Annotated in this window: 15 protein-coding genes; 8 read left to right on the top strand and 7 right to left on the bottom strand. The window is 55.2% G+C overall.

All coding sequences use genetic code 11. The features are described 5' to 3' along the window. Positions 1 to 40: 40 nt before the first annotated feature. The gene (cueO, locus tag AC4ICF_RS03960; protein ID WP_316379685.1) at positions 41 to 1,609 is read right to left on the bottom strand and encodes a multicopper oxidase CueO; all 1,569 of its coding nucleotides are present in this window, start codon (positions 1,607 to 1,609) and stop codon (positions 41 to 43) included. Between the two features lie 145 nt (positions 1,610 to 1,754). Between cueO and AC4ICF_RS03955 the strand changes: the two genes are divergently transcribed. From AC4ICF_RS03955 to speD, 3 genes are all read left to right on the top strand, one after another. After that, positions 1,755 to 2,102 carry a YacC family pilotin-like protein gene (locus AC4ICF_RS03955; protein WP_014882582.1) on the top strand — a complete coding sequence of 116 codons (348 nt, stop codon included), beginning with the start codon at positions 1,755 to 1,757 and terminating at the stop codon, positions 2,100 to 2,102. Between the two features lie 115 nt (positions 2,103 to 2,217). Beyond that, complete coding sequence (gene speE, locus AC4ICF_RS03950) at positions 2,218 to 3,087, top strand: polyamine aminopropyltransferase (RefSeq protein WP_028015536.1); 870 nt, start codon at positions 2,218 to 2,220, stop codon at positions 3,085 to 3,087. Continuing rightward, entirely contained in the window at positions 3,088 to 3,882 is a 795-nt protein-coding gene (gene speD / locus AC4ICF_RS03945) for an adenosylmethionine decarboxylase (RefSeq protein WP_013095609.1), read from the top strand. A 30-nt stretch (positions 3,883 to 3,912) separates the two neighbouring features. Here speD and yacL read toward each other — a convergent pair whose 3' ends face one another. Both yacL and acnB read right to left on the bottom strand, forming a co-directional pair. Then, entirely contained in the window at positions 3,913 to 4,275 is a 363-nt protein-coding gene (gene yacL / locus AC4ICF_RS03940; RefSeq protein WP_116342548.1) for a protein YacL, read from the bottom strand. 180 nt (positions 4,276 to 4,455) lie between these two features. Continuing rightward, a complete protein-coding gene (gene acnB / locus AC4ICF_RS03935; protein WP_316379686.1) occupies positions 4,456 to 7,053 on the bottom strand; it encodes a bifunctional aconitate hydratase 2/2-methylisocitrate dehydratase in 2,598 nt (865 codons plus the stop codon). 684 nt (positions 7,054 to 7,737) lie between these two features. On the opposite strand from acnB, the gene AC4ICF_RS03930 reads away from it, so the two are divergent. Then, positions 7,738 to 9,267 carry a DUF3300 domain-containing protein gene (locus AC4ICF_RS03930; protein ID WP_316379687.1) on the top strand — a complete coding sequence of 510 codons (1,530 nt, stop codon included), beginning with the start codon at positions 7,738 to 7,740 and terminating at the stop codon, positions 9,265 to 9,267. Positions 9,268 to 9,277: 10 nt separating this feature from the next. Next, a complete protein-coding gene (locus AC4ICF_RS03925; protein WP_166710132.1) occupies positions 9,278 to 10,069 on the top strand; it encodes a DUF2950 family protein in 792 nt (263 codons plus the stop codon). 53 nt (positions 10,070 to 10,122) lie between these two features. Here the strand turns inward: AC4ICF_RS03925 and lpdA are convergent, their stop codons facing one another. The 4 genes from lpdA to pdhR all read right to left on the bottom strand — a co-directional run bounded on the left by lpdA (position 10,123) and on the right by pdhR (position 17,184). After that, a complete protein-coding gene (gene lpdA / locus AC4ICF_RS03920) occupies positions 10,123 to 11,547 on the bottom strand; it encodes a dihydrolipoyl dehydrogenase (protein ID WP_023332094.1) in 1,425 nt (474 codons plus the stop codon). Positions 11,548 to 11,722: 175 nt separating this feature from the next. Continuing rightward, positions 11,723 to 13,618 carry a pyruvate dehydrogenase complex dihydrolipoyllysine-residue acetyltransferase gene (aceF, locus tag AC4ICF_RS03915; protein WP_316379688.1) on the bottom strand — a complete coding sequence of 632 codons (1,896 nt, stop codon included), beginning with the start codon at positions 13,616 to 13,618 and terminating at the stop codon, positions 11,723 to 11,725. Between the two features lie 14 nt (positions 13,619 to 13,632). After that, positions 13,633 to 16,296, bottom strand: coding sequence for a pyruvate dehydrogenase (acetyl-transferring), homodimeric type (gene aceE, locus AC4ICF_RS03910; protein ID WP_028015529.1), 2,664 nt, complete (start codon positions 16,294 to 16,296; stop codon positions 13,633 to 13,635). Positions 16,297 to 16,419: 123 nt separating this feature from the next. Further along, entirely contained in the window at positions 16,420 to 17,184 is a 765-nt protein-coding gene (gene pdhR, locus AC4ICF_RS03905) for a pyruvate dehydrogenase complex transcriptional repressor PdhR (RefSeq protein WP_014882565.1), read from the bottom strand. A 263-nt stretch (positions 17,185 to 17,447) separates the two neighbouring features. Between pdhR and AC4ICF_RS03900 the strand changes: the two genes are divergently transcribed. The 3 genes from AC4ICF_RS03900 to AC4ICF_RS03890 all read left to right on the top strand — a co-directional run bounded on the left by AC4ICF_RS03900 (position 17,448) and on the right by AC4ICF_RS03890 (position 20,655). After that, complete coding sequence (locus AC4ICF_RS03900; protein ID WP_116342538.1) at positions 17,448 to 17,675, top strand: hypothetical protein; 228 nt, start codon at positions 17,448 to 17,450, stop codon at positions 17,673 to 17,675. Positions 17,676 to 17,721: 46 nt separating this feature from the next. Continuing rightward, entirely contained in the window at positions 17,722 to 19,092 is a 1,371-nt protein-coding gene (aroP, locus tag AC4ICF_RS03895; protein WP_028015528.1) for an aromatic amino acid transporter AroP, read from the top strand. Between the two features lie 165 nt (positions 19,093 to 19,257). After that, on the top strand, positions 19,258 to 20,655 hold the full coding sequence (locus AC4ICF_RS03890; protein WP_233002965.1) for a glycoside-pentoside-hexuronide (GPH):cation symporter: 1,398 nt from the start codon (positions 19,258 to 19,260) through the stop codon (positions 20,653 to 20,655). The last annotated feature ends 10 nt before the right edge of the window (positions 20,656 to 20,665 follow it).

The raw sequence follows: 20,665 nt of genomic DNA, 5'->3' as shown, positions 1-20,665 counted from the left end.
CTCCCCGTGGGAGAGGGTGAGGGCATCAGGCCGCTCTGCTTTAAACCGTGAACCCCAGCATCATCCCCGTATCTTCGTGCTCCAGCAGATGACAGTGGGCCATATAGGCAAACTCTTTAGGCGCGTCGTGGTCAAACTTCACCAGCACCTCGCTGACGCCGCCTTCTACTCTCACCGTATCTTTCCAGCCTGCGCGATGCGCATCCGGCGCTTTGCCGTTCTCAGAAAGAATGCGGAACTGGGTACCGTGGATGTGGAACGGGTGCAGCATCATGTCGCCTTCGCCTGAAATCACCCAGCGCTCAAACTGACCTTTAGTGGCAGCAAACATCGGCGCGTTCATGTCGAACGCTTTGCCGTTGATCGTGTTGGCGTTGTGGAAATCGAACCCGTGACCACCGTGATCCATGTTCCCCATGCCGCCCATTTTGCCGTGATCCATATTCATATGGCCCATCATCTGCCCGTGGTGCATCCCCGCCATCGCCTGATTGCCATACTTCTTCATCAGCGCCTGCATGCCCATCATGTCCAGCATCGGATCCATGGCAAGCTGAAGCTTGCGCTGCGTAAGGCCATCCAACGACGGGAGAGCAGGCAGCGTGGCTAAGGTGTCCGGCAGCGTACCAGAGGCCGTGACCTGTAGCGGCTGAATGCGCAGCACCGGATGCGGTTTATCAAACGGCGCAACCGCCATCCCCATCTGGCTGACCGGCAGCGTTACCAGGTCGAACGGCTTGCCGTTGCTGATGTCCACCAGCACTTCGAAGCGTTCGCCCATGAGCATCGGCAGCTCGCTCACCTTCACCGGCTCCGGCAGCAGGCCGCCGTCGCTCGCCACGACATACAGCGGGCGCTTATCGCTGGCAGCAAAATTCAGCGAACGCGCGTTACAGCCGTTAAGCAGACGTAAACGCAGCCAGCCTTTCGGCGCGGCATGCTGCGGATAGATCGCGCCGTTGGCCAGCAGCGTATCGCCGAACCAGCCGACCGCCGCGCTCATCACGTCCAGCTGATAGTCAATCTGGCCGTCCGCGGTGAATTTTTTGTCCTGCACAATCACCGGCACGTCGTCGATGCCCCACTGTTTCGGCAGGCGCAGCAGGCGGCTATCGTCGTCTTCTATCAGCACCAGTCCCGCCAGCCCCATCGCTACCTGATGGCCCGTTTTTCCATGCTGATGCGGGTGGAACCAGCAGGTCGCCGCGCGCTGGTCAGGCGTAAAGGTGACGCTACGTTTGCCACCGGCCTTGATAACCCCCTGCGGTCCACCGTCTACTTCGCCCGGGACTTCGAGCCCGTGCCAGTGCAGAGTGGTCTCTTCAGCGAGCGTATTGTGGATATCCACCGTCACCGCCTTCCCTTTACGTAACTGAAGCGCCGGACCGAGCAAATTGCCGTTATAGCCCCACGTCGTAGCGTTGTTCTCGCCGAACGTCGTTTTACCGGCCTGAACAACAAGCTGGATACGGCTGCGGGCGTCAGCGGTCAGTAAGTCAGGGATGGGTAAGGCAGGCCTGTCAGCCGCGAAAACCGCGCGGCTCCAGAGTGGTATTGCACTGGCAGCCCCCAGCACAGCGGAATATTTTAAAAAATCACGACGTTGCATGTTCATTTCCTTATTTCCAGCAGGCGATCTTTTGAGCATAAACCCTCCCCTTACCGGAAGGTCAAGTAAAGCGGCAATAATAAAGATCGTCGCACTGGCATCAAGTATGCTAACGTTAATTTTCCGTGAAGAAGTGGTAGAAGCAATGAAGACGTTTTTCAGGACAATTTTGTTCGGAAGCCTGATGGCAATGTGTGCGAACAGCTATGCGCTCAGTGAAAATGAAGCGGAAGATATGGCCGATTTAACGGCGGTTTTTGTATTCCTGAAAAATGATTGTGGCTACCAGAATTTACCCAACGGGCAAATTCGCCGCGCGCTGGTCTTTTTCGCCCAGCAAAACCAGTGGGATCTCAGCAACTACGACAGCTTTGACATGAAGGCGCTCGGTGAAGACAGCTACCGCGACTTGAGCGGTATTGGCATTCCCACGGCTAAAAAATGCAAAGCGCTGGCTCGCGATTCGCTCAGCCTGCTCGCCTACGTGAAATAACCTTCCCAACGCCCCCTGTTGAACCTATAACCGTGCAACCACGGTTATAGTTAGCTATCATGTTTCGCTCATTTTTTATGAGCGTTACGGAAGTTAACAAAGGAGGAGTCCGCGTATGGCCGACCACACGTTGTGGCATGAAACACTGCATGACCAGTTTGGTCAGTACTTTGCCGTTGATAACGTGCTCTATCATGAGAAAACCGATCACCAGGATCTCATCATTTTCGAAAATGCCGCCTTTGGCCGCGTGATGGCGCTGGACGGCGTCGTGCAAACGACCGAGCGCGACGAGTTTATCTATCATGAAATGATGACCCACGTTCCGCTGCTGGCCCACGGTCACGCGAAGCATGTCCTGATTATCGGCGGCGGCGACGGCGCAATGCTGCGCGAGGTTTCCCGTCATCGGTCCATTGAAACCATCACCATGGTGGAGATCGATGCAGGCGTGGTCTCGTTTTGCCGTCAGTATCTGCCCAACCACAATGCTGGCAGCTATGACGACCCGCGTTTTAATCTGGTCATTGACGACGGCGTTAACTTCGTTAACCAGACCACGCAGACCTTCGACGTCATTATCTCCGACTGTACCGACCCCATCGGCCCCGGCGCGTCGCTGTTTACCTCCTCGTTCTACGAAGGCTGCAAGCGCTGCCTGAACCCTGGCGGTATCTTCGTCGCGCAAAATGGCGTCTGCTTCCTGCAGCAGGATGAAGCCCTCGACAGCCATCGTAAGCTGAGCACCTATTTCGGCGACGTCAGCTTCTATCAGGCGGCCATTCCGACGTACTACGGCGGGATCATGACCTTTGCCTGGGCGACGGATAACGACGTGCTGCGCCATCTCTCCACCGAAATTATTCAGGCCCGCTTCCATCAGGCCGGTCTCACGTGTCGGTACTACAACCCGGCCATTCATACCGCAGCGTTTGCTCTGCCGCAGTACCTGCAAGACGCATTATCCACTAAGGGGGTGAGCTAATTGAAAAAGCTTAAACTGCATGGCTTTAACAACCTGACCAAAAGCCTGAGTTTTTGTATTTACGATATCTGCTATGCCAAAACAGCGGAAGAACGCGATGGTTACATCGCCTATATCGACGAACTCTACAACGCCAACCGTCTGACCGAGATCCTGTCAGAAACCTGCTCGATCATCGGTGCGAACATCCTGAACATAGCCCGACAGGATTATGAACCTCAGGGTGCCAGCGTGACCATTCTGGTCAGCGAAGAGCCGGTCGACCCAAAGCTTATCGACAAAACTGAACACCCGGGCCCGCTGCCGGAAGTGGTCGTCGCCCACCTGGACAAAAGCCATATCTGCGTGCATACCTACCCGGAGAGTCACCCGGAAGGCGGGCTGTGCACGTTCCGCGCGGATATTGAGGTGTCGACCTGCGGCGTGATTTCCCCGCTGAACGCGCTGAACTATTTAATCCACCAGCTGGAATCGGACATCGTCACGATTGATTATCGCGTGCGCGGTTTCACCCGCGATATCAACGGCATGAAGCACTTCATCGACCACGAGATCAACTCCATTCAGAACTTTATGTCCGAGGACATGAAATCGCTGTACGACATGATGGACGTGAACGTGTACCAGGAAAACATCTTCCATACCAAAATGTTGCTTAAGGAGTTCGACCTTAAGCACTACATGTTCCACACAAAGCCGGAAGATTTAAGCGAAGAAGAGCGCAAGGTCATTACCGACCTGCTCTGGAAAGAGATGCGCGAAATCTACTACGGCCGCAATATTCCGGCCGTGTAAGTGTTGCCCGGAGCAGGGACGCTTCGGGAGTTACTTCTGTTTCATGAACTCACGGTAGGCATTCACGACCTGCAGGAAGTCTTCCACGCCGCACAGCGACAGGCTCTCTTCGTCGTAGTAGCTCATCCCCTCTTCCATCTCGTCACCTGAAAACTCGAGCTGGTTAGCGCGCACCATCACCTCTTCGCCATCCATCCACAGCGTGTATTCATGTCCGGCGCGTTGCCAGGAGCGTTCACTGCCTTTTACCGTCTTCGCCGCCTGTTCGACTTCATCCAGCAGCGCGAGGTTCTCTTTCACCTCTTCGTTAAACCAGTGTCCAACGGCTTCGTGCCCCATCGACATACGCACTTTCACCACGCCAGTGATGTCGCGCAGAAATTCGTAATCCATAGCATTTTCCTCTGCAAAGCCATTAGGGTAATTATCGCAGCAGAGAGGAAGAAAAAAAGCGGGAGAGGTGGGAGGAATGAAAATAAATCCCCCCTCACCCCCAGCCCCTCTCCCCAAAGGGGTGAGGGGGTTATATTCCCTCTCCCCTTTGGGGAGAGGGCCAGGGTGAGGGGGCGTTTTTTATACTGCCGTCTGGAAGATAACCCCGTCGGCCTTCTCGGTGTACTGAGAGAGCTGGTCGAAGTTCAGATAGCGGTAGGTATCCACCGCCGTCTTATCCACCTGAGCCACAAAGGTCTGGTACTCTTCCGGCGTTGGCAGTTTGCCAATCAGCGCCGCAACCGCCGCCAGCTCCGCAGAGGCCAGGTAGACGTTCGCACCGGTACCTAAACGGTTCGGGAAGTTACGGGTTGAGGTGGAGACCACCGTCGCACCGTCGGCCACGCGCGCCTGGTTACCCATACACAGAGAACAGCCAGGGATTTCGATACGCGCACCGCTCTTACCAAACACGCTGTAGTAGCCCTCTTCGGTCAGCTGAGCCGCGTCCATTCGGGTTGGAGGAGCCACCCACAGACGGGTCGGCAGCTGGCCTTTGTGGGTATCCAGCAGCTTACCGGCAGCACGGAAGTGGCCGATGTTGGTCATGCAGGAGCCGATGAACACTTCGTCGATCTTATCGCCCTGCACGTCAGAGAGCAGACGCGCATCGTCCGGATCGTTCGGTGCACACAGGATAGGCTCTTTGATATCCGCCAGATCGATGTCGATCACCGCCGCGTACTCTGCGTCTGCGTCGGCTTCCAGCAACTGTGGATCCGCCAGCCATTTTTCCATGCCCTGAATACGACGCTCCAGCGTACGACGGTCGCCGTAGCCTTCCGCAATCATCCACTTCAGCAGCACGATGTTGGAGGTCAGATACTCAACGATCGGCTCTTTGTTCAGCTTGATGGTACAACCCGCCGCAGAACGCTCTGCGGAGGCATCGGTCAGCTCGAACGCCTGCTCCACTTTCAGATCCGGCAGACCTTCAATTTCCAGGATACGGCCGGAGAAGATGTTTTTCTTCCCTTTTTTCTCAACGGTCAGCAGGCCCTGTTTAATCGCATACAGCGGGATCGCGTGAACCAGGTCGCGCAGGGTGATGCCCGGCTGCATTTTACCTTTGAAGCGCACCAGCACCGACTCAGGCATGTCCAGCGGCATTACGCCGGTCGCCGCAGCAAACGCCACCAGACCGGAGCCCGCCGGGAAGGAGATACCGATTGGGAAACGGGTGTGGGAGTCACCGCCGGTACCGACGGTATCCGGCAGAAGCATGCGGTTCAGCCAGGAGTGAATCACGCCGTCACCCGGACGCAGAGAAACGCCGCCGCGGTTCATGATGAAGTCAGGCAGCGTGTGGTGCGTGGTTACGTCAACCGGCTTCGGATAGGCCGCCGTGTGGCAGAATGACTGCATTACCAGGTCAGACGAGAAGCCCAGGCACGCCAGGTCTTTCAGTTCGTCACGGGTCATTGGGCCCGTGGTGTCCTGAGAGCCCACGGAGGTCATCTTCGGCTCGCAGTACGCGCCAGGACGGATACCGGCAACGCCGCACGCGCGACCCACCATTTTCTGTGCCAGCGAGAAGCCGCGGTTGCTTTCCGCAACGTCTTTCGCGTGGCGGAAAACGTCCGAGTGCGGCAGACCCAGCGCTTCACGCGCTTTGGTGGTCAGGCCACGACCAATGATCAGCGGGATACGGCCACCGGCGCGCACTTCGTCGATCAGCACGTCAGTTTTCAGCTCGAAGCTTGCCAGCAGCTCGTTGGTCTCGTGGTCACGCACTTCGCCTTTGAACGGATAGACGTCAATCACGTCGCCCATGTTCAGATTGCTCACATCCACTTCGATCGGCAGCGCGCCCGCATCTTCCATGGTGTTGAAGAAGATTGGCGCAATTTTGCCGCCGAGGCACAGGCCGCCGCCGCGCTTGTTTGGCACGTGCGGAATGTCGTCGCCCATGAACCACAGCACGGAGTTGGTGGCGGACTTACGGGAAGAGCCAGTACCGACAACGTCACCGACATAGGCCAGCGGGAAACCTTTCTTCTGAAGCGCTTCGATCTGTTTGATCGGGCCAACAACGCCTGGCTGATCCGGCTCAATGCCTTCACGGGCGTTTTTCAGCATCGCCAGGGCGTGCAGAGGAATATCCGGGCGAGACCACGCATCCGGCGCCGGAGAGAGGTCATCGGTGTTGGTTTCACCGGTCACTTTAAAGACGGTCACGGTGATTTTTTCAGCGAGCGCTGGACGGTTCAGGAACCATTCGGCATCAGCCCAGGACTGCATCACCTGCTTCGCATAGACGTTGCCCGCTTTGGCTTTTTCTTCCACATCGTAGAAGTTATCGAACATCAGCAGCGTGGAAGAGAGCGCTTTAGCGGCAATCGGTGCCAGCTTGTCGTTATCCAGCGCGTCAATCAGCGGATGAATGTTGTAACCACCCTGCATAGTGCCAAGCAGTTCAATGGCTTTTTCAGGAGTAACCAGTGGGGAGGTGGCTTCGCCTTTGGCGATAGCAGCAAGGAATCCGGCTTTTACGTAGGCAGCTTCATCTACGCCAGGCGGTACGCGGTTGATCAGCAGATCTAACAGGAATTCTTCTTCGCCCTCAGGCGGGTTCTTCAGCAGCTCGACGAGCGCGGCCATTTGGGTTGCATCTAAAGGTTTGGGTACAATTCCCTCGGCGGCACGTTCTGCTACGTGCTTACGGTATTCTTCTAGCACGACGGTTCTCCTCGCTCTCATTGTCATATGCGGCGGGCGTTCTCTTCACGCTCCTGTGAGACAGCAGTTTGTAGGGTAAATGCCCGATACCGCGTCGGGCAGCATAGCAGGATTTCTGCACAGTGTTAATCCGTTTACAAAAAAGCAACATTAAAAAATTTGCTGAATCGTTAAGCATGGTGTAGCGGGGGGTCGAGATGAATTTTGGGTACAAAAAAACCGCCTGGTAGCGGTTATTTTGTTGCCTTGCGGTGGTAGCACACCGGGCTGGCAGATTTGCGGCAATGCACTCGGCATGAATAATGTTCCTGAGTATGCAGATCCGCAAGCACATATTTTATGTTTACGAGCTGCCATCCAGTTTCGAATGAAAAAGGATGAAACTGCATTTCACCTATTTTCAGTCCATTTCGGCTGTAATACTGTTGCCCCCGGCCTGCTTCGCTGGTGTAGCAACCAGTCACCGGGCCATGAACTAGCTGCTGGCCGCTCGCAAGAGCGGCCTTCTGAATTCCCTCCGGTTTTTCCCGCATCGCATATAATTGCGTAATAAATACTCACACTCTTTATCAGGACACACCGAACGCTTCCCAATAAAAGTCAAAAAAGTAAAAGACGTGTAATTGATACTCACGCCAACCGTAACGCCTCACGGCACAGCGCTTGTCTCATCGGAGTCATTTTATGAAGTTGCCTTTTAAGCCTCACCTGCTCGTCCTTCTGTGCAGTGCCGGGCTGTTTGCCGCCTCGGGCGTGATGTTTGTCAAAGGACGCGCAACGGAGCCCGCTGCGCCTGCCCCCGTCGCACAACAGCCGGCTGCACCGGCGCCTGCCGCAGCCCAGCCTGCTCCGGTTGTCGCGCCAACCTACACTGCCGCGCAAATCGACCAGTGGGTTGCCCCCATTGCGCTCTATCCGGATGCCCTGCTGTCGCAGATTTTAATGGCGTCAACCTATCCGTCTAACGTTATCCAGGCGGCACAGTGGTCAAAGGACAATCCTAAAATGCAGGGTGATGCCGCCATTCAGGCGGTGGCCAATCAGCCGTGGGATCCCAGCGTGAAATCGCTGGTCGCGTTTCCTCAGCTGATGTCGCTGATGGGTGAAAATCCGCCGTGGGTACAAAATCTGGGGGATGCGTTTCTCGCGCAGCCGAAAGACGTGATGGATTCGGTGCAACGGTTGCGCCTGCTGGCGCAACAAGCGGGTGCGCTGCAATCCACGCCGCAGCAGACAGTCACCACCGTCACGAAGCCCGCACCGGCAAAAACAACATCAACAACGGCAACGGCAACGGAAACAACCAGCAATCCGACGGTCATTAAAATTGAATCCGCCGATCCGCAGGTGGTTTACGTTCCCACCTATAACCCAAATACGGTTTACGGTACATGGCCCAACACCACTTACCCGCCGGTGTATCTCCCGCCCTCCCCCGGCGAGCAATTCACCGACAGCCTGGTCAAAGGTTTGGGTTTCAGTCTCGGGGTCGCAACAACCTACGCCATCTTCAGCAATATCGACTGGGATGATGACGATGACTGGGATCATCACCATGACGACTGGGATAATCACGGCGGCTATAACCACAACGGTGATAACAACATCAATATTAATGTTGATAATTTCAACAGAATCAGCGGCCAGCATCTCACCGATATCAATCGCACATGGCAGCACAATCCGGCCTATCGTGAGGGCGTTCCCTACCCGAATAATCAGTTGGCTAACCGTTTCCACTCCACAAATACAGCCACAGGGCTAAGCGCAACGCAGCAAAAGCCGGTTAATCGCGACAGCCAGCGCCAGGCCGCGCTCAGCCAGATGGAAAAATCAACGGGAAAAACCTTCCCGCGCACCGGCACGCGGGATGCTCAGCGTCTGGCCTCGACGCAGCAGTTAGCGCAGATTTCGCAGCGCAATAACTATCGTGGGTATGACGCCAGGCCGCAGACCGTAAAACGCGCGAGTACACCGCAGCGTGAAAATCACCAGACTGCCGTGCACAGACAGGAGAAGCGGGCTTCACAGACGGTACAGCAGCCAGCCAGGCTGCATCGCGCCAATGCCCTGAGCGGCAACGACAGCCGCTCCGCCAACTGGCAGGCGCAGCAGCAGCGAGGTGCACAGAGTCGGCAGCTCGCTGCTCGCCAACAGCAATCGCGCCAGGTTTCTGGCGAACGTGTAGAACGCCGTGAATTCCGTCATCGTTAAGGGAGCCGACATGAAAAGTAAATTACTCAGTGGAATAGTATTGTTCATGGCTTCGGCGACCGTTATGGCGCAGCAATCCTTCAGTTCGCCAGAACAGGCAACCAATGCGCTGGCAAGCGCCATCAGCGAGCAAAACGAAAGTGCGATGAACAATCTGCTCGGCGAAAACTGGCGCGATTTTCTGCCGCCTGAAGGCGTTGATCCGGATGCGGTCGATCGCTTCCTGCGCGACTGGAACGTCCGTCATAACACCGTTGTCGAAGGGGATACGGCGCATCTTGTGGTCGGAAACAGCGGCTGGCAGCTTCCCATCCCGGTGATCAAAACCGCCTCCGGCTGGCAGTTTGACATCAAAGAAGGGGCCGAGGAGATCCTGACCCGCGAAATTGGGCGTAACGAGCTCGCCGCCATTGAAGCCCTGCATGCCTACGTAGATGCCCAGCAGAGCTATTTTGCGATGAACCAGAAATACGCGCAGAAGATTGTCAGCTCTGAAGGGAAAAAGGACGGTCTGTACTGGCCCGTCTCGCCCGGAGAAACGCCGAGCCCGCTTGGCCCGGCGTTCAGTCCGAAAGAGCCGGGTGCGGGTTACCACGGCTATCGCTTCCGCATCCTGCCGGATAATCACGGTTTTGCGATGGTGGCCTGGCCGGTCAGCTATGGTCAGACGGGCGTAATGAGCTTTGTGATTAACCAGGACGACAAGGTGTACCAGTCCGATCTCGGCAGTGATTCAGAGCAGAAAGCCCGTGCGCTAGCCGCCTACAGCCCTGATAAAACCTGGCAGCCGGTGGCACCCTAAACACAGCGCATAAAAAAAGCGGCCATTGGCCGCTTTTTTTCATCTGAAGAAACTTATTTCTTCTTCGCTTTCGCGTTTGGCAGGTCGGTGATGCTGCCTTCAAACACTTCAGCCGCCAGGCCCACGGACTCGTGCAGAGTTGGGTGAGCGTGGATGGTCAGTGCGATGTCTTCCGCATCACAGCCCATTTCGATAGCCAGACCGATTTCACCCAGCAGCTCGCCGCCGTTGGTGCCGACAATCGCACCACCGATCACGCGGTGAGTCTCTTTGTCGAAGATCAGTTTGGTCATACCGTCAGCACAGTCGGACGCGATAGCACGGCCAGAAGCAGCCCACGGGAAGGTGGCGGTTTCGTAGCTGATGCCTTTCTCTTTCGCTTCTTTCTCGGTCAGACCGACCCATGCAACTTCTGGCTCGGTGTACGCGATAGATGGGATGACTTTCGGATCGAAGTAGTGCTTCATGCCGGCGATAACTTCAGCGGCAACGTGACCTTCGTGAACACCTTTATGCGCCAGCATTGGCTGACCGACGATATCGCCGATAGCAAAGATGTGCGGCACGTTAGTGCGCAGCTGCTTGTCAACGCGGATGAAGCCACGGTCGTCCACTTCCACGCCAGCTTTGCCCGCGTCGAGGTTTTTACCGTTCGGCACACGACCGATAGCCACCAGCACGGCGTCGTAACGCTGTGGTTCGGATGGGGCTTTTTTGCCTTCCATGGAAACGTAAATACCGTCTTCTTTCGCTTCAACGGCAGTCACTTTGGTTTCCAGCATCAGGTTGAATTTCTTGCTGATGCGTTTGGTGAAGACTTTAACGATGTCTTTGTCAGCAGCCGGGATAACCTGGTCGAACATTTCAACCACGTCAATGTCTGAACCCAGCGCATGGTACACAGTACCCATTTCCAGACCGATGATACCGCCGCCCATGACCAGCAGGCGCTTAGGAACGGTTTTCAGCTCCAGAGCATCGGTGGAATCCCACACGCGTGGATCTTCATGCGGAATGAATGGCAGTTCAATTGGGCGAGAGCCTGCCGCGATGATCGCGTTGTCGAAGTTGATCACGGTTTTGCCGTTTTCGCCTTCAACTTCCAGGGTGTTCGCACCGGTGAATTTACCCAGACCGTTTACCACTTTCACCTTACGGCCTTTGGCCATACCCGCCAGACCGCCGGTCAGCTGAGTGATAACTTTCTCTTTCCAGGTACGAATTTTGTCGATATCAGTTTTCGGCTCGCCGAAGACGATACCGTGTTCAGCCAGCGCTTTGGCTTCTTCGATAACTTTCGCTACGTGCAGCAGCGCTTTAGAAGGGATACAGCCGACGTTCAGACAAACACCGCCGAGGGTGCTGTAACGTTCTACGATGACGGTTTCCAGACCTAAATCCGCTGCGCGGAATGCTGCGGAGTAACCTGCTGGGCCTGCCCCAAGTACTACGACCTGAGTTTTGATTTCTGTGCTCATCATGACCTCTTAATTTATACCCGTCGTCCACCGGGTCGTTCTATCCGCCCGTATTTTACAAAATTGTTAACAATTTTGAAACAACAAACGGCTCACGAATTATCGCTTTCACCCATAACCTCATAAACCCCATGAGGTTATCAGAAAAAAGCCGGCCGAGCGGCCGGCTTTTCGATTACATCACCAGGCGGCGAATGTCGCTCAGGGTGTTGTTGATGATGGTGATGAAACGTGCACCATCAGCACCGTCGATCACGCGGTGGTCGAAGGACAGAGAGATTGGCATCATCAGACGCGGCACGAACTCTTTGCCGTTCCACACCGGCTCCATCGCGGACTTGGACACACCGAGGATAGCCACTTCCGGCGCGTTAACAATCGGCGCGAAGTGGGTGGTACCCAGGCCGCCGATGCTGGAGATAGTGAAGCAGCCGCCCTGCATTTCGCCGGCAGTCAGCTTACCATCACGCGCTTTTTTGGAGATGGTGGTCAGTTCACGGGACAGCTCAGTAATGCTCTTCTTGTTCACGTCTTTGAAGACCGGAACAACCAGACCATTTGGCGTATCAACCGCAACACCGATGTTGATGTATTTCTTCAGCGTCAGCTTCTGACCATCTTCGGACAGGGAGCTGTTAAAGCGTGGCATCTGCTCAAGGGCAGCGGCAACGGCTTTCATGATGAAGACCACTGGGGTGAATTTCACGTCCAGCTTACGCTTCTCAGCTTCGGCGTTCTGCTGTTTACGGAACGCTTCCAGATCGGTGATATCGGTTTTGTCGAAGTGCGTAACGTGCGGGATCATCACCCAGTTACGGCTCAGGTTCGCACCAGAGATTTTCTGAATGCGGCCCAGCTCCACTTCTTCGATTTCGCCGAACTTGCTGAAGTCCACTTTCGGCCATGGCAGCATGCCCGGGATACCGCCGCCAGCGGCTGCAGCTGGTGCAGCTTCGGCGCGTTTCACCGCGTCTTTCACGTAGGTCTGCACGTCTTCGCGCAGGATACGACCCTTACGGCCGGTTCCTTTCACTTTCGCCAGGTTCACGCCGAACTCGCGCGCCAGGCGGCGAATCAGCGGGGTAGCGTGGACGTAAGCGTCGTTTTCAGCGAACTCAGATTTTTCTGCTTTAGCAGCAGGAGCAGCTGCGGGTTTAGCAGCCTGAGCCGGTGCAGCAGCCGGTGCTGGAGCAGCCGCGGCAGCTGGAGCTGCTGCAGGCGCAGCGCCTTCCACTTCGAAGACCATGATCAGAGAGCCGGTAGACACTTTGTCGCCGGTGCTGATTTTGATCTCTTTAACGGTACCGGCGAACGGCGCAGGGACTTCCATAGAAGCCTTGTCGCCTTCAACGGTGATCAGTGACTGTTCAGCGGCAACTTTGTCGCCCACTTTTACCATCACTTCGGTCACTTCAACTTCGTCACCGCCGATGTCCGGTACGTTAACGTCTTTCGCGCCGCCAGCAGCCGCTGGTGCAGCCGCCGGAGCCGGAGCAGCAGCCTGTGCAGGCGCGGCAGAAGGTGCAGCACCCGCCACTTCGAAGACCATAATCAGGGAGCCGGTAGACACTTTATCACCGGTGTTGATCTTGATCTCTTTAACGGTACCGGCGAACGGCGCCGGCACTTCCATAGAGGCTTTATCGCCTTCTACGGTGATCAGTGACTGCTCGGCCGCAACGGTATCGCCCACTTTTACCAGGATCTCAGTGACTTCAACTTCGTCACCGCCGATGTCAGGCACGTTCACTTCTTTCGCGCTCGCGGCAGCTGCTGGAGCAGCGGCGGCCGGAGCGGCTTTCTTCTCTTCCTGCGCAGGTGCAGCAGCTGCTGCACCGTCGGCGGAATCGAAAATCATGATCAGTTTGCCGGTCTCGGTTTTATCGCCAACAGAGACTTTGATCTCTTTAACGATGCCAGCCTGAGGAGACGGGACTTCCATAGAGGCTTTGTCGCCTTCTACGGTGATCAGCGACTGTTCAGCTTCAACTTTGTCGCCAACTTTGACCAGGATCTCGGTGATTTCAACTTCATCAGCCCCGATGTCCGGTACATTGATTTCGATAGCCATTATTCTTTTACCTCTTACGCCAGACGCGGGTTAACTTTTTCTGCATCGATGTTGAATTTGGTAATTGCGTCCGCAACCACTTTCTTATCGATTTCGCCACGTTTAGCCAGTTCGCCCAGTGCTGCTACAACCACGTAAGAAGCATCAACTTCGAAGTGGTGACGCAGGTTTTCGCGGCTGTCAGAACGACCGAAGCCGTCAGTACCCAGTACGCGATAATCATCAGCCGGAACGTAAGTACGAACCTGCTCAGCGAACAGTTTCATGTAGTCAGTAGATGCCACCGCTGGCGCGTCGTTCATCACCTGAGCGATGTACGGAACGCGTGGGGTTTCCATTGGGTGCAGCATGTTCCAGCGCTCACAATCCTGGCCATCACGCGCCAGTTCAGTGAAGGAAGTTACAGAGTACACGTCGGAACCCACGCCGTAGTCTTTCGCCAGGATCTGCGCTGCTTCACGCACGTGACGCAGGATAGAGCCGGAGCCCAGCAGCTGAACTTTACCTTTGCTACCTTCGATGGTTTCGAGTTTGTAGATACCTTTACGGATCCCTTCCTCGGCACCTGCTGGCATTGCCGGCATGTGGTAGTTTTCGTTCAGGGTGGTGATGTAGTAGTAAATGTTCTCTTGCGCTTCACCGTACATGCGCTGCAGACCGTCATGCATGATGACTGCCACTTCGTACGCGTAAGACGGATCGTAAGAGATACAGTTAGGGATAGTCAGAGACTGAATGTGGCTGTGGCCATCTTCGTGCTGCAGACCTTCACCGTTCAGGGTCGTACGACCGGAAGTACCACCGATCAGGAAGCCGCGAGCCTGCTGGTCGCCTGCCTGCCAGCACAGGTCACCGATACGCTGGAACCCGAACATGGAGTAGTAAATGTAGAACGGGATCATCGGCAGGTTGTTGGTGCTGTAAGAAGTCGCAGCAGCCAGCCAGGATGCGCCTGCGCCCAGCTCGTTGATACCTTCCTGCAGGATCTGACCTTTCTCGTCTTCTTTGTAGTAAGCAACCTGCTCACGGTCCTGCGGGGTGTACTGCTGGCCGTTCGGGCTGTAGATACCGATCTGACGGAACAGACCTTCCATACCGAAAGTACGCGCTTCGTCGGCGATGATTGGAACCAGACGATCTTTGATCGACTTGTTCTTCAGCATCACGTTCAGGGCACGAACGAAAGCGATGGTGGTAGAGATCTCTTTGTTCTGCTCTTCCAGCAGTTGAGAGAAGTCTTCCAGCGCCGGCAGTTCCAGCTTCTCGGTGAAGTTAGGCTGACGAGCAGGCAGGTAGCCTTTCAGCGCCTGACGACGTTCGTGCAGATACTTGTGCTCTTCTGAACCTTCCGGGAAGGTGATGTAAGACAGGTTTTCTACCTGCTCATCGGTCACTGGAACGTTGAAACGGTCGCGGATGTAACGCACGCCGTCCATGTTCATTTTCTTAACCTGGTGAGCGATGTTTTTACCTTCTGCGGTATCACCCATGCCGTAACCTTTAATGGTGTGGGCCAGGATTACAGTCGCTTTACCTTTGGTTTCGCGCGCTTTTTTCAGTGCAGCGTAGATTTTCTTCGGATCGTGACCACCGCGGTTCAGCGCCCAGATCTGCTCATCAGTCCAGTCTGCAACCAGTGCGGCGGTTTCAGGATATTTGCCGAAGAAGTGCTCACGCACGTAGGCACCGTCTTTGGATTTGAAGGTCTGGTAGTCGCCGTCAACGGTTTCGTTCATCAGCTGGATCAGTTTACCGCTGGTATCTTTACGCAGCAGTTCGTCCCAACGGGAACCCCACATCACTTTAATCACGTTCCAGCCAGCACCCGCGAAGATGCCTTCCAGTTCGTTGATGATCTTGCCGTTACCGGTTACCGGACCATCCAGACGCTGCAGGTTACAGTTGATGATGAAGCACAGGTTGTCCAGCTTCTCACGGGTTGCGATGGTGATCGCACCTTTGGATTCTGGCTCATCCATTTCGCCATCGCCAAGGAAGGCGTAAACGGTCTGCTCGGAGGTGTCTTTCAGACCACGGTGTTCCAGGTACTTCAGGAATTTAGCCTGGTAGATCGCACCGATTGGACCCAGACCCATAGATACGGTAGGGAACTGCCAGAATTCAGGCATCAGTTTAGGGTGCGGGTAAGAAGACAGACCTTTACCGTGAACTTCCTGACGGAAGTTGTTCATCTGCTCTTCGGTCAGACGACCTTCCAGGAATGCACGTGCATAGATGCCCGGAGAGATGTGGCCCTGGAAGTACACCAGATCGCCGCCGTCTTTCTCGTTCGCTGCACGGAAGAAGTGGTTGAAGCACACTTCGTAAACGGTTGCAGAAGACTGGAAGGACGCCATGTGGCCACCCAGCTCCAGGTCTTTCTTGGATGCGCGCAGAACGGTCATGATGGCGTTCCAGCGGATTGCAGAACGGATACGACGTTCCAGATCCAGATTGCCCGGGTATTCCGGTTCGTCTTCAACGGCAATCGTGTTTACGTAGTTGCTAGCCCCTGCACCTGAAGCAACCTTCACGCCGCCTTTGCGGGCTTCAGAAAGCAGCTGATCAATCAGATACTGAGCGCGCTCAACACCTTCTTCACGGATGACCGATTCGATCGCCTGTAGCCAGTCGCGAGTTTCGATCGGATCCACGTCATTTTGGAGACGTTCTGACATGGGGGTATTCCTTATCTATCTAATACGTTGATTTGTCTGGAACCTGTCCCATTGTATTTTCGTCAGAAAACACAATAAGACAGGTTCTGCGTTTAGTTGCCGCGCTCTAAAAGTACCTGGCGCTTAATCCTTTCGTTGCTGTATGCGGCGTAATGAACGTTCGCGACGCGATTGTTCACGGCTGCGGTCCAGCAAGATTTCCTCAATGAAAGCCAGGTGACGGTGCGACGCTTCGCGCGCCTGCTCCGGCTCCCCGGCCATTATCGCCTCGAATATTCGGGTGCGATGGTTGCTTACCAGTGGGAGCATCTCCCGACGGGCATACAACAATTCAAAATTCTGACGAACGTTCTGGGCCAGCATCGGCTCCATGCAGCGTAGCAGATGGAGGAGCACCACGTTGTGTGCCGCTTCGGTGACGGCGATTTGATACTGGACGACGGCGCTGGACTCGGCGTCTAAATCGCCGGACTGCTGTGCCCGTTCAATGGCCTGATGCAGTTCGCGGATACGCACGCGATCTTCATCAGTGCTGCGAAGGGCGGCGTAATAGGCCGCAATACCTTCCAGCGCGTGACGGGTCTCAAGCAGATCAAACTGGGATTCTGGGTGGTCAGAGAGAAGTTCTACCAGCGGATCGCTGAAGCTCTGCCACAGGCTGTTTTGCACAAAGGTTCCGCCGCCCTGGCGACGAAGCAGCAAGCCCTTTGCTTCGAGGCGTTGAATCGCCTCACGCAGAGAGGGGCGTGAAACGTCGAACTGTTTTGCCAGCTCGCGTTCTGGCGGAAGTTTCTCACCCGGGCGCAGAGTCCCTTCGAGGATTAAAAACTCCAGCTGCTGCTCAATCACATCAGATAGTTTTGGTTGGCGAATTTTGCTGTAGGCCATATTCCCTGTCTTACGCCTTTTTGCCCGGAGTCAATTGGTCTTACCAATTTCTGGTTCGTATCGCTAAAGTAACAAAGTATTCACCTTCTGTCCATATTGGTTTTGATTGAAATCAGTAAACCCTGCACATTTTAACAACCTTACAGAAATAACGTTTCAGAAATGTAACTTTGCACAAATGAGTTGATTACTCCCAAAGAGGGAGTTTTAACCATAATGAAACGAGGGTTTTTGCAATCTGAAGCGATTCAACAGGGCAAATAATGAAAATTCGTCCACTTAATAAGCATTTCTATTCTATAGGTTGGGTTAGGAAGAATAAGCGGGCCGATTTACAAATGCTTTCTTTTTATTCAAGTCGTCAGCATCCCTTCATAAAGCAGGTGCATTCGCAGGCGCTTACCACTATTCTGGCGCGTACGGAAGTCATCACCGCTTTTTTCGGTTTGTTTAACCGTAAAGAAATAAATACAGAATATGGACTTTCATAATTACACACGCTCAGCGTGAACATAACAACCACACACGAGGTTTCAAATGGAAGCTCAACAGCACGGCGATCAGCTAAAGCGCGGGCTTAAAAACCGCCATATACAGCTCATCGCACTGGGCGGTGCGATTGGTACCGGCCTGTTTCTGGGCAGCGCATCCGTTATCCAGTCAGCCGGTCCCGGCATTATTTTGGGTTACGCGATTGCCGGTTTTATTGCCTTTCTGATTATGCGCCAGCTGGGAGAAATGGTCGTTGAAGAGCCGGTAGCAGGCTCATTCAGCCATTTTGCCTATAAATACTGGGGCAGCTTCGCGGGTTTTGCCTCCGGCTGGAACTACTGGGTGCTGTACGTTCTGGTTGCAATGGCAGAACTGACCGCCGTCGGGAAGTACATTCAGTTCTGGTACCCCGAGATCCCCACCTGGGCCTCCGCAGCGGCATTCTTCGTGATTATCAACGCCATTAACCTGACCAACGTGAAAGTGTTCGGCGAGATGGAGTTCTGGTTTGCCATCATCAAAGTGATTGCCGTTGTGGCGATGATCATCTTTGGCGGCTGGCTGCTGTTCAGCGGCAACGGTGGCCCGCAGGCTACCGTGCGTAATCTCTGGGAACAGGGCGGCTTCCTGCCTCACGGCATGACCGGTCTGGTGATGATGATGGCGATCATTATGTTCTCCTTCGGCGGCCTGGAGCTGGTGGGCATCACCGCCGCAGAAGCCGACAATCCGGAGCAGAGCATTCCGAAAGCCACTAACCAGGTTATCTACCGCATCCTGATCTTCTATGTGGGCTCGCTGGCCGTGCTGCTCTCCCTGTTGCCGTGGACGCGCGTGACCGCTGACACCAGCCCGTTTGTTCTCATCTTCCATGAGCTGGGCGACACCTTCGTCGCAAACGCCCTTAACATCGTGGTGCTGACTGCAGCGCTCTCCGTTTACAACAGCTGCGTATACTGCAACAGCCGCATGCTGTTCGGCCTTGCCCAGCAGGGCAACGCGCCTAAGATGCTGCTCAACGTTGATAAACGCGGCGTGCCGGTCAATACCATCATTGTTTCAGCCATCGTGACCGCGCTGTGCGTGCTGATTAACTATATGGCACCGGAATCGGCGTTTGGCCTGCTGATGGCGCTGGTGGTCTCTGCGCTGGTCATCAACTGGGCAATGATCAGCCTGGCGCATATGAAGTTCCGCCGCGCGAAGCAGCAGCAGGGCGTCACTACGCGCTTCCCTGCCCTGCTGTATCCGCTGGGTAACTGGATCTGCCTGCTGTTTATGGCGGCCGTGCTGGTGATCATGCTGATCACGCCGGGTATGGCGATTTCCGTCTACCTGATCCCGGTCTGGATTGCGATCCTTGGCGTTGGCTATCTCTTCAGCCAGAAAAGCCGTAATGCCATGAAGGCGCACTAAGCCTCCCACCACGGCACCTTGCTTTTGCGGGTGCCGCGCGTTGTTACCTCCCTCACACTTTCACGCCCATAGCGCATTTATCCATATCACCGCCCTGATACTGCAACGCATATATTCCTTTGCCAGCAAATAATTCTCTCCATACCGTAAACCGGAGAGCTGTCGATGGATAACAACAAACTGTCAGTAAAAGAAAAGATCGGCTATGGGATGGGCGACGCGGGATGCAACATTATCTTCGGCGCCATCATGTTGTTTGTTAACTATTTCTACACGGATATTTTTGGCCTGGCGCCTGCGCTGGTCGGCGTACTGCTGCTTTCCGTCCGCGTGATTGACGCCGTAACGGACCCGATCATGGGGGCGATTGCCGACCGTACCCGCAGTAAATATGGCCGGTTTCGTCCATGGCTGCTGTGGATTGCCTTCCCCTACGCGCTGTTCAGCATCCTGATGTTCACCACCCCGGAGTGGAGCTATAACAGCAAAGTTATCTATGCGTTTGTCACCTACTTCCTGCTGTCGCTCACCTATACCGCCATCAACATCCCCTACTGCTCGTTAGGTGGGGTGATCACCAACGATCCAAAAGAGCGCGTGGCCTGCCAGTCGTATCGCTTCGTGCTGGTCGGCATCGCCACGCTGCTGCTCTCATTAACGCTGCTGCCGATGGCCGACTGGTTTGGCGGGGATAACAAAGCCAAGGGCTACCAGATGGCAATGACCGTCCTGGCGCTGACAGGTACCTGTATGTTCCTGTTCTGCTTCGCCACCGTGCGCGAGCGCGTACGCCCGGCGGTACAGACCAACGACGAGCTGAAAAATGACCTGAAAGACGTGTGGAAGAACGACCAGTGGGTACGCATTCTGCTGCTGACGCTGTGCAACGTCTGTCCGGGCTTTATCCGCATGGCGGCGACCATGTATTACGTCACCTGGGTGATGGGCCAGAGCACCCACTTCGCCACCCTGTTTATCAGCCTGGGCGTTGTCGGCATGATGCTCGGCAGCGTGCTGGCAAAAGTGCTGACTGACCGCTGGTGCAAGCTGAAGGTCTTCTTCTGGACCAACATCGTGCTGGCGGTATTCTCCTGCGCCTTCTATTTCTTCGACCCGAAAGCCACCGTCACCATCGTAGTGCTCTACTTCCTGCTGAACATCCTGCACCAGATCCCGTCTCCGTTGCACTGGTCGCTGATGGCCGACGTGGACGACTACGGCGAGTGGAAGACCGGGAAGCGCATCACGGGCATCAGCTTCTCCGGCAACATCTTCTTCCTGAAGCTGGGCCTGGCGATTGCCGGAGCGATGGTCGGCTTCCTGCTCTCCTGGTACGGTTATGACGCGGGCGCGAAAGCGCAAAGCGCGGACGCCATTAACGGGATCGTGCTGCTCTTTACCGTTATTCCCGGCATTGGATACTTAATTACCGCGGGCGTGGTACGTCTGCTGAAAGTGGATCGCGAAACCATGAAGCAGATCCAGGCCGATCTGGAGAAGCGCCGCACCAACTACCGCGAGCTGAATGATTATCAGGAACTTAAAGCCGCTGAGACTAAATAAGGAAAGCCGA

The sequence above is a fragment of the Enterobacter sp. ECC_219_Taxon_10 genome (assembly GCF_058354905.1).
The sequence above is the reverse complement of the archived record's forward strand: the minus strand, read 5'-3'. Positions and strand labels throughout refer to the sequence as shown.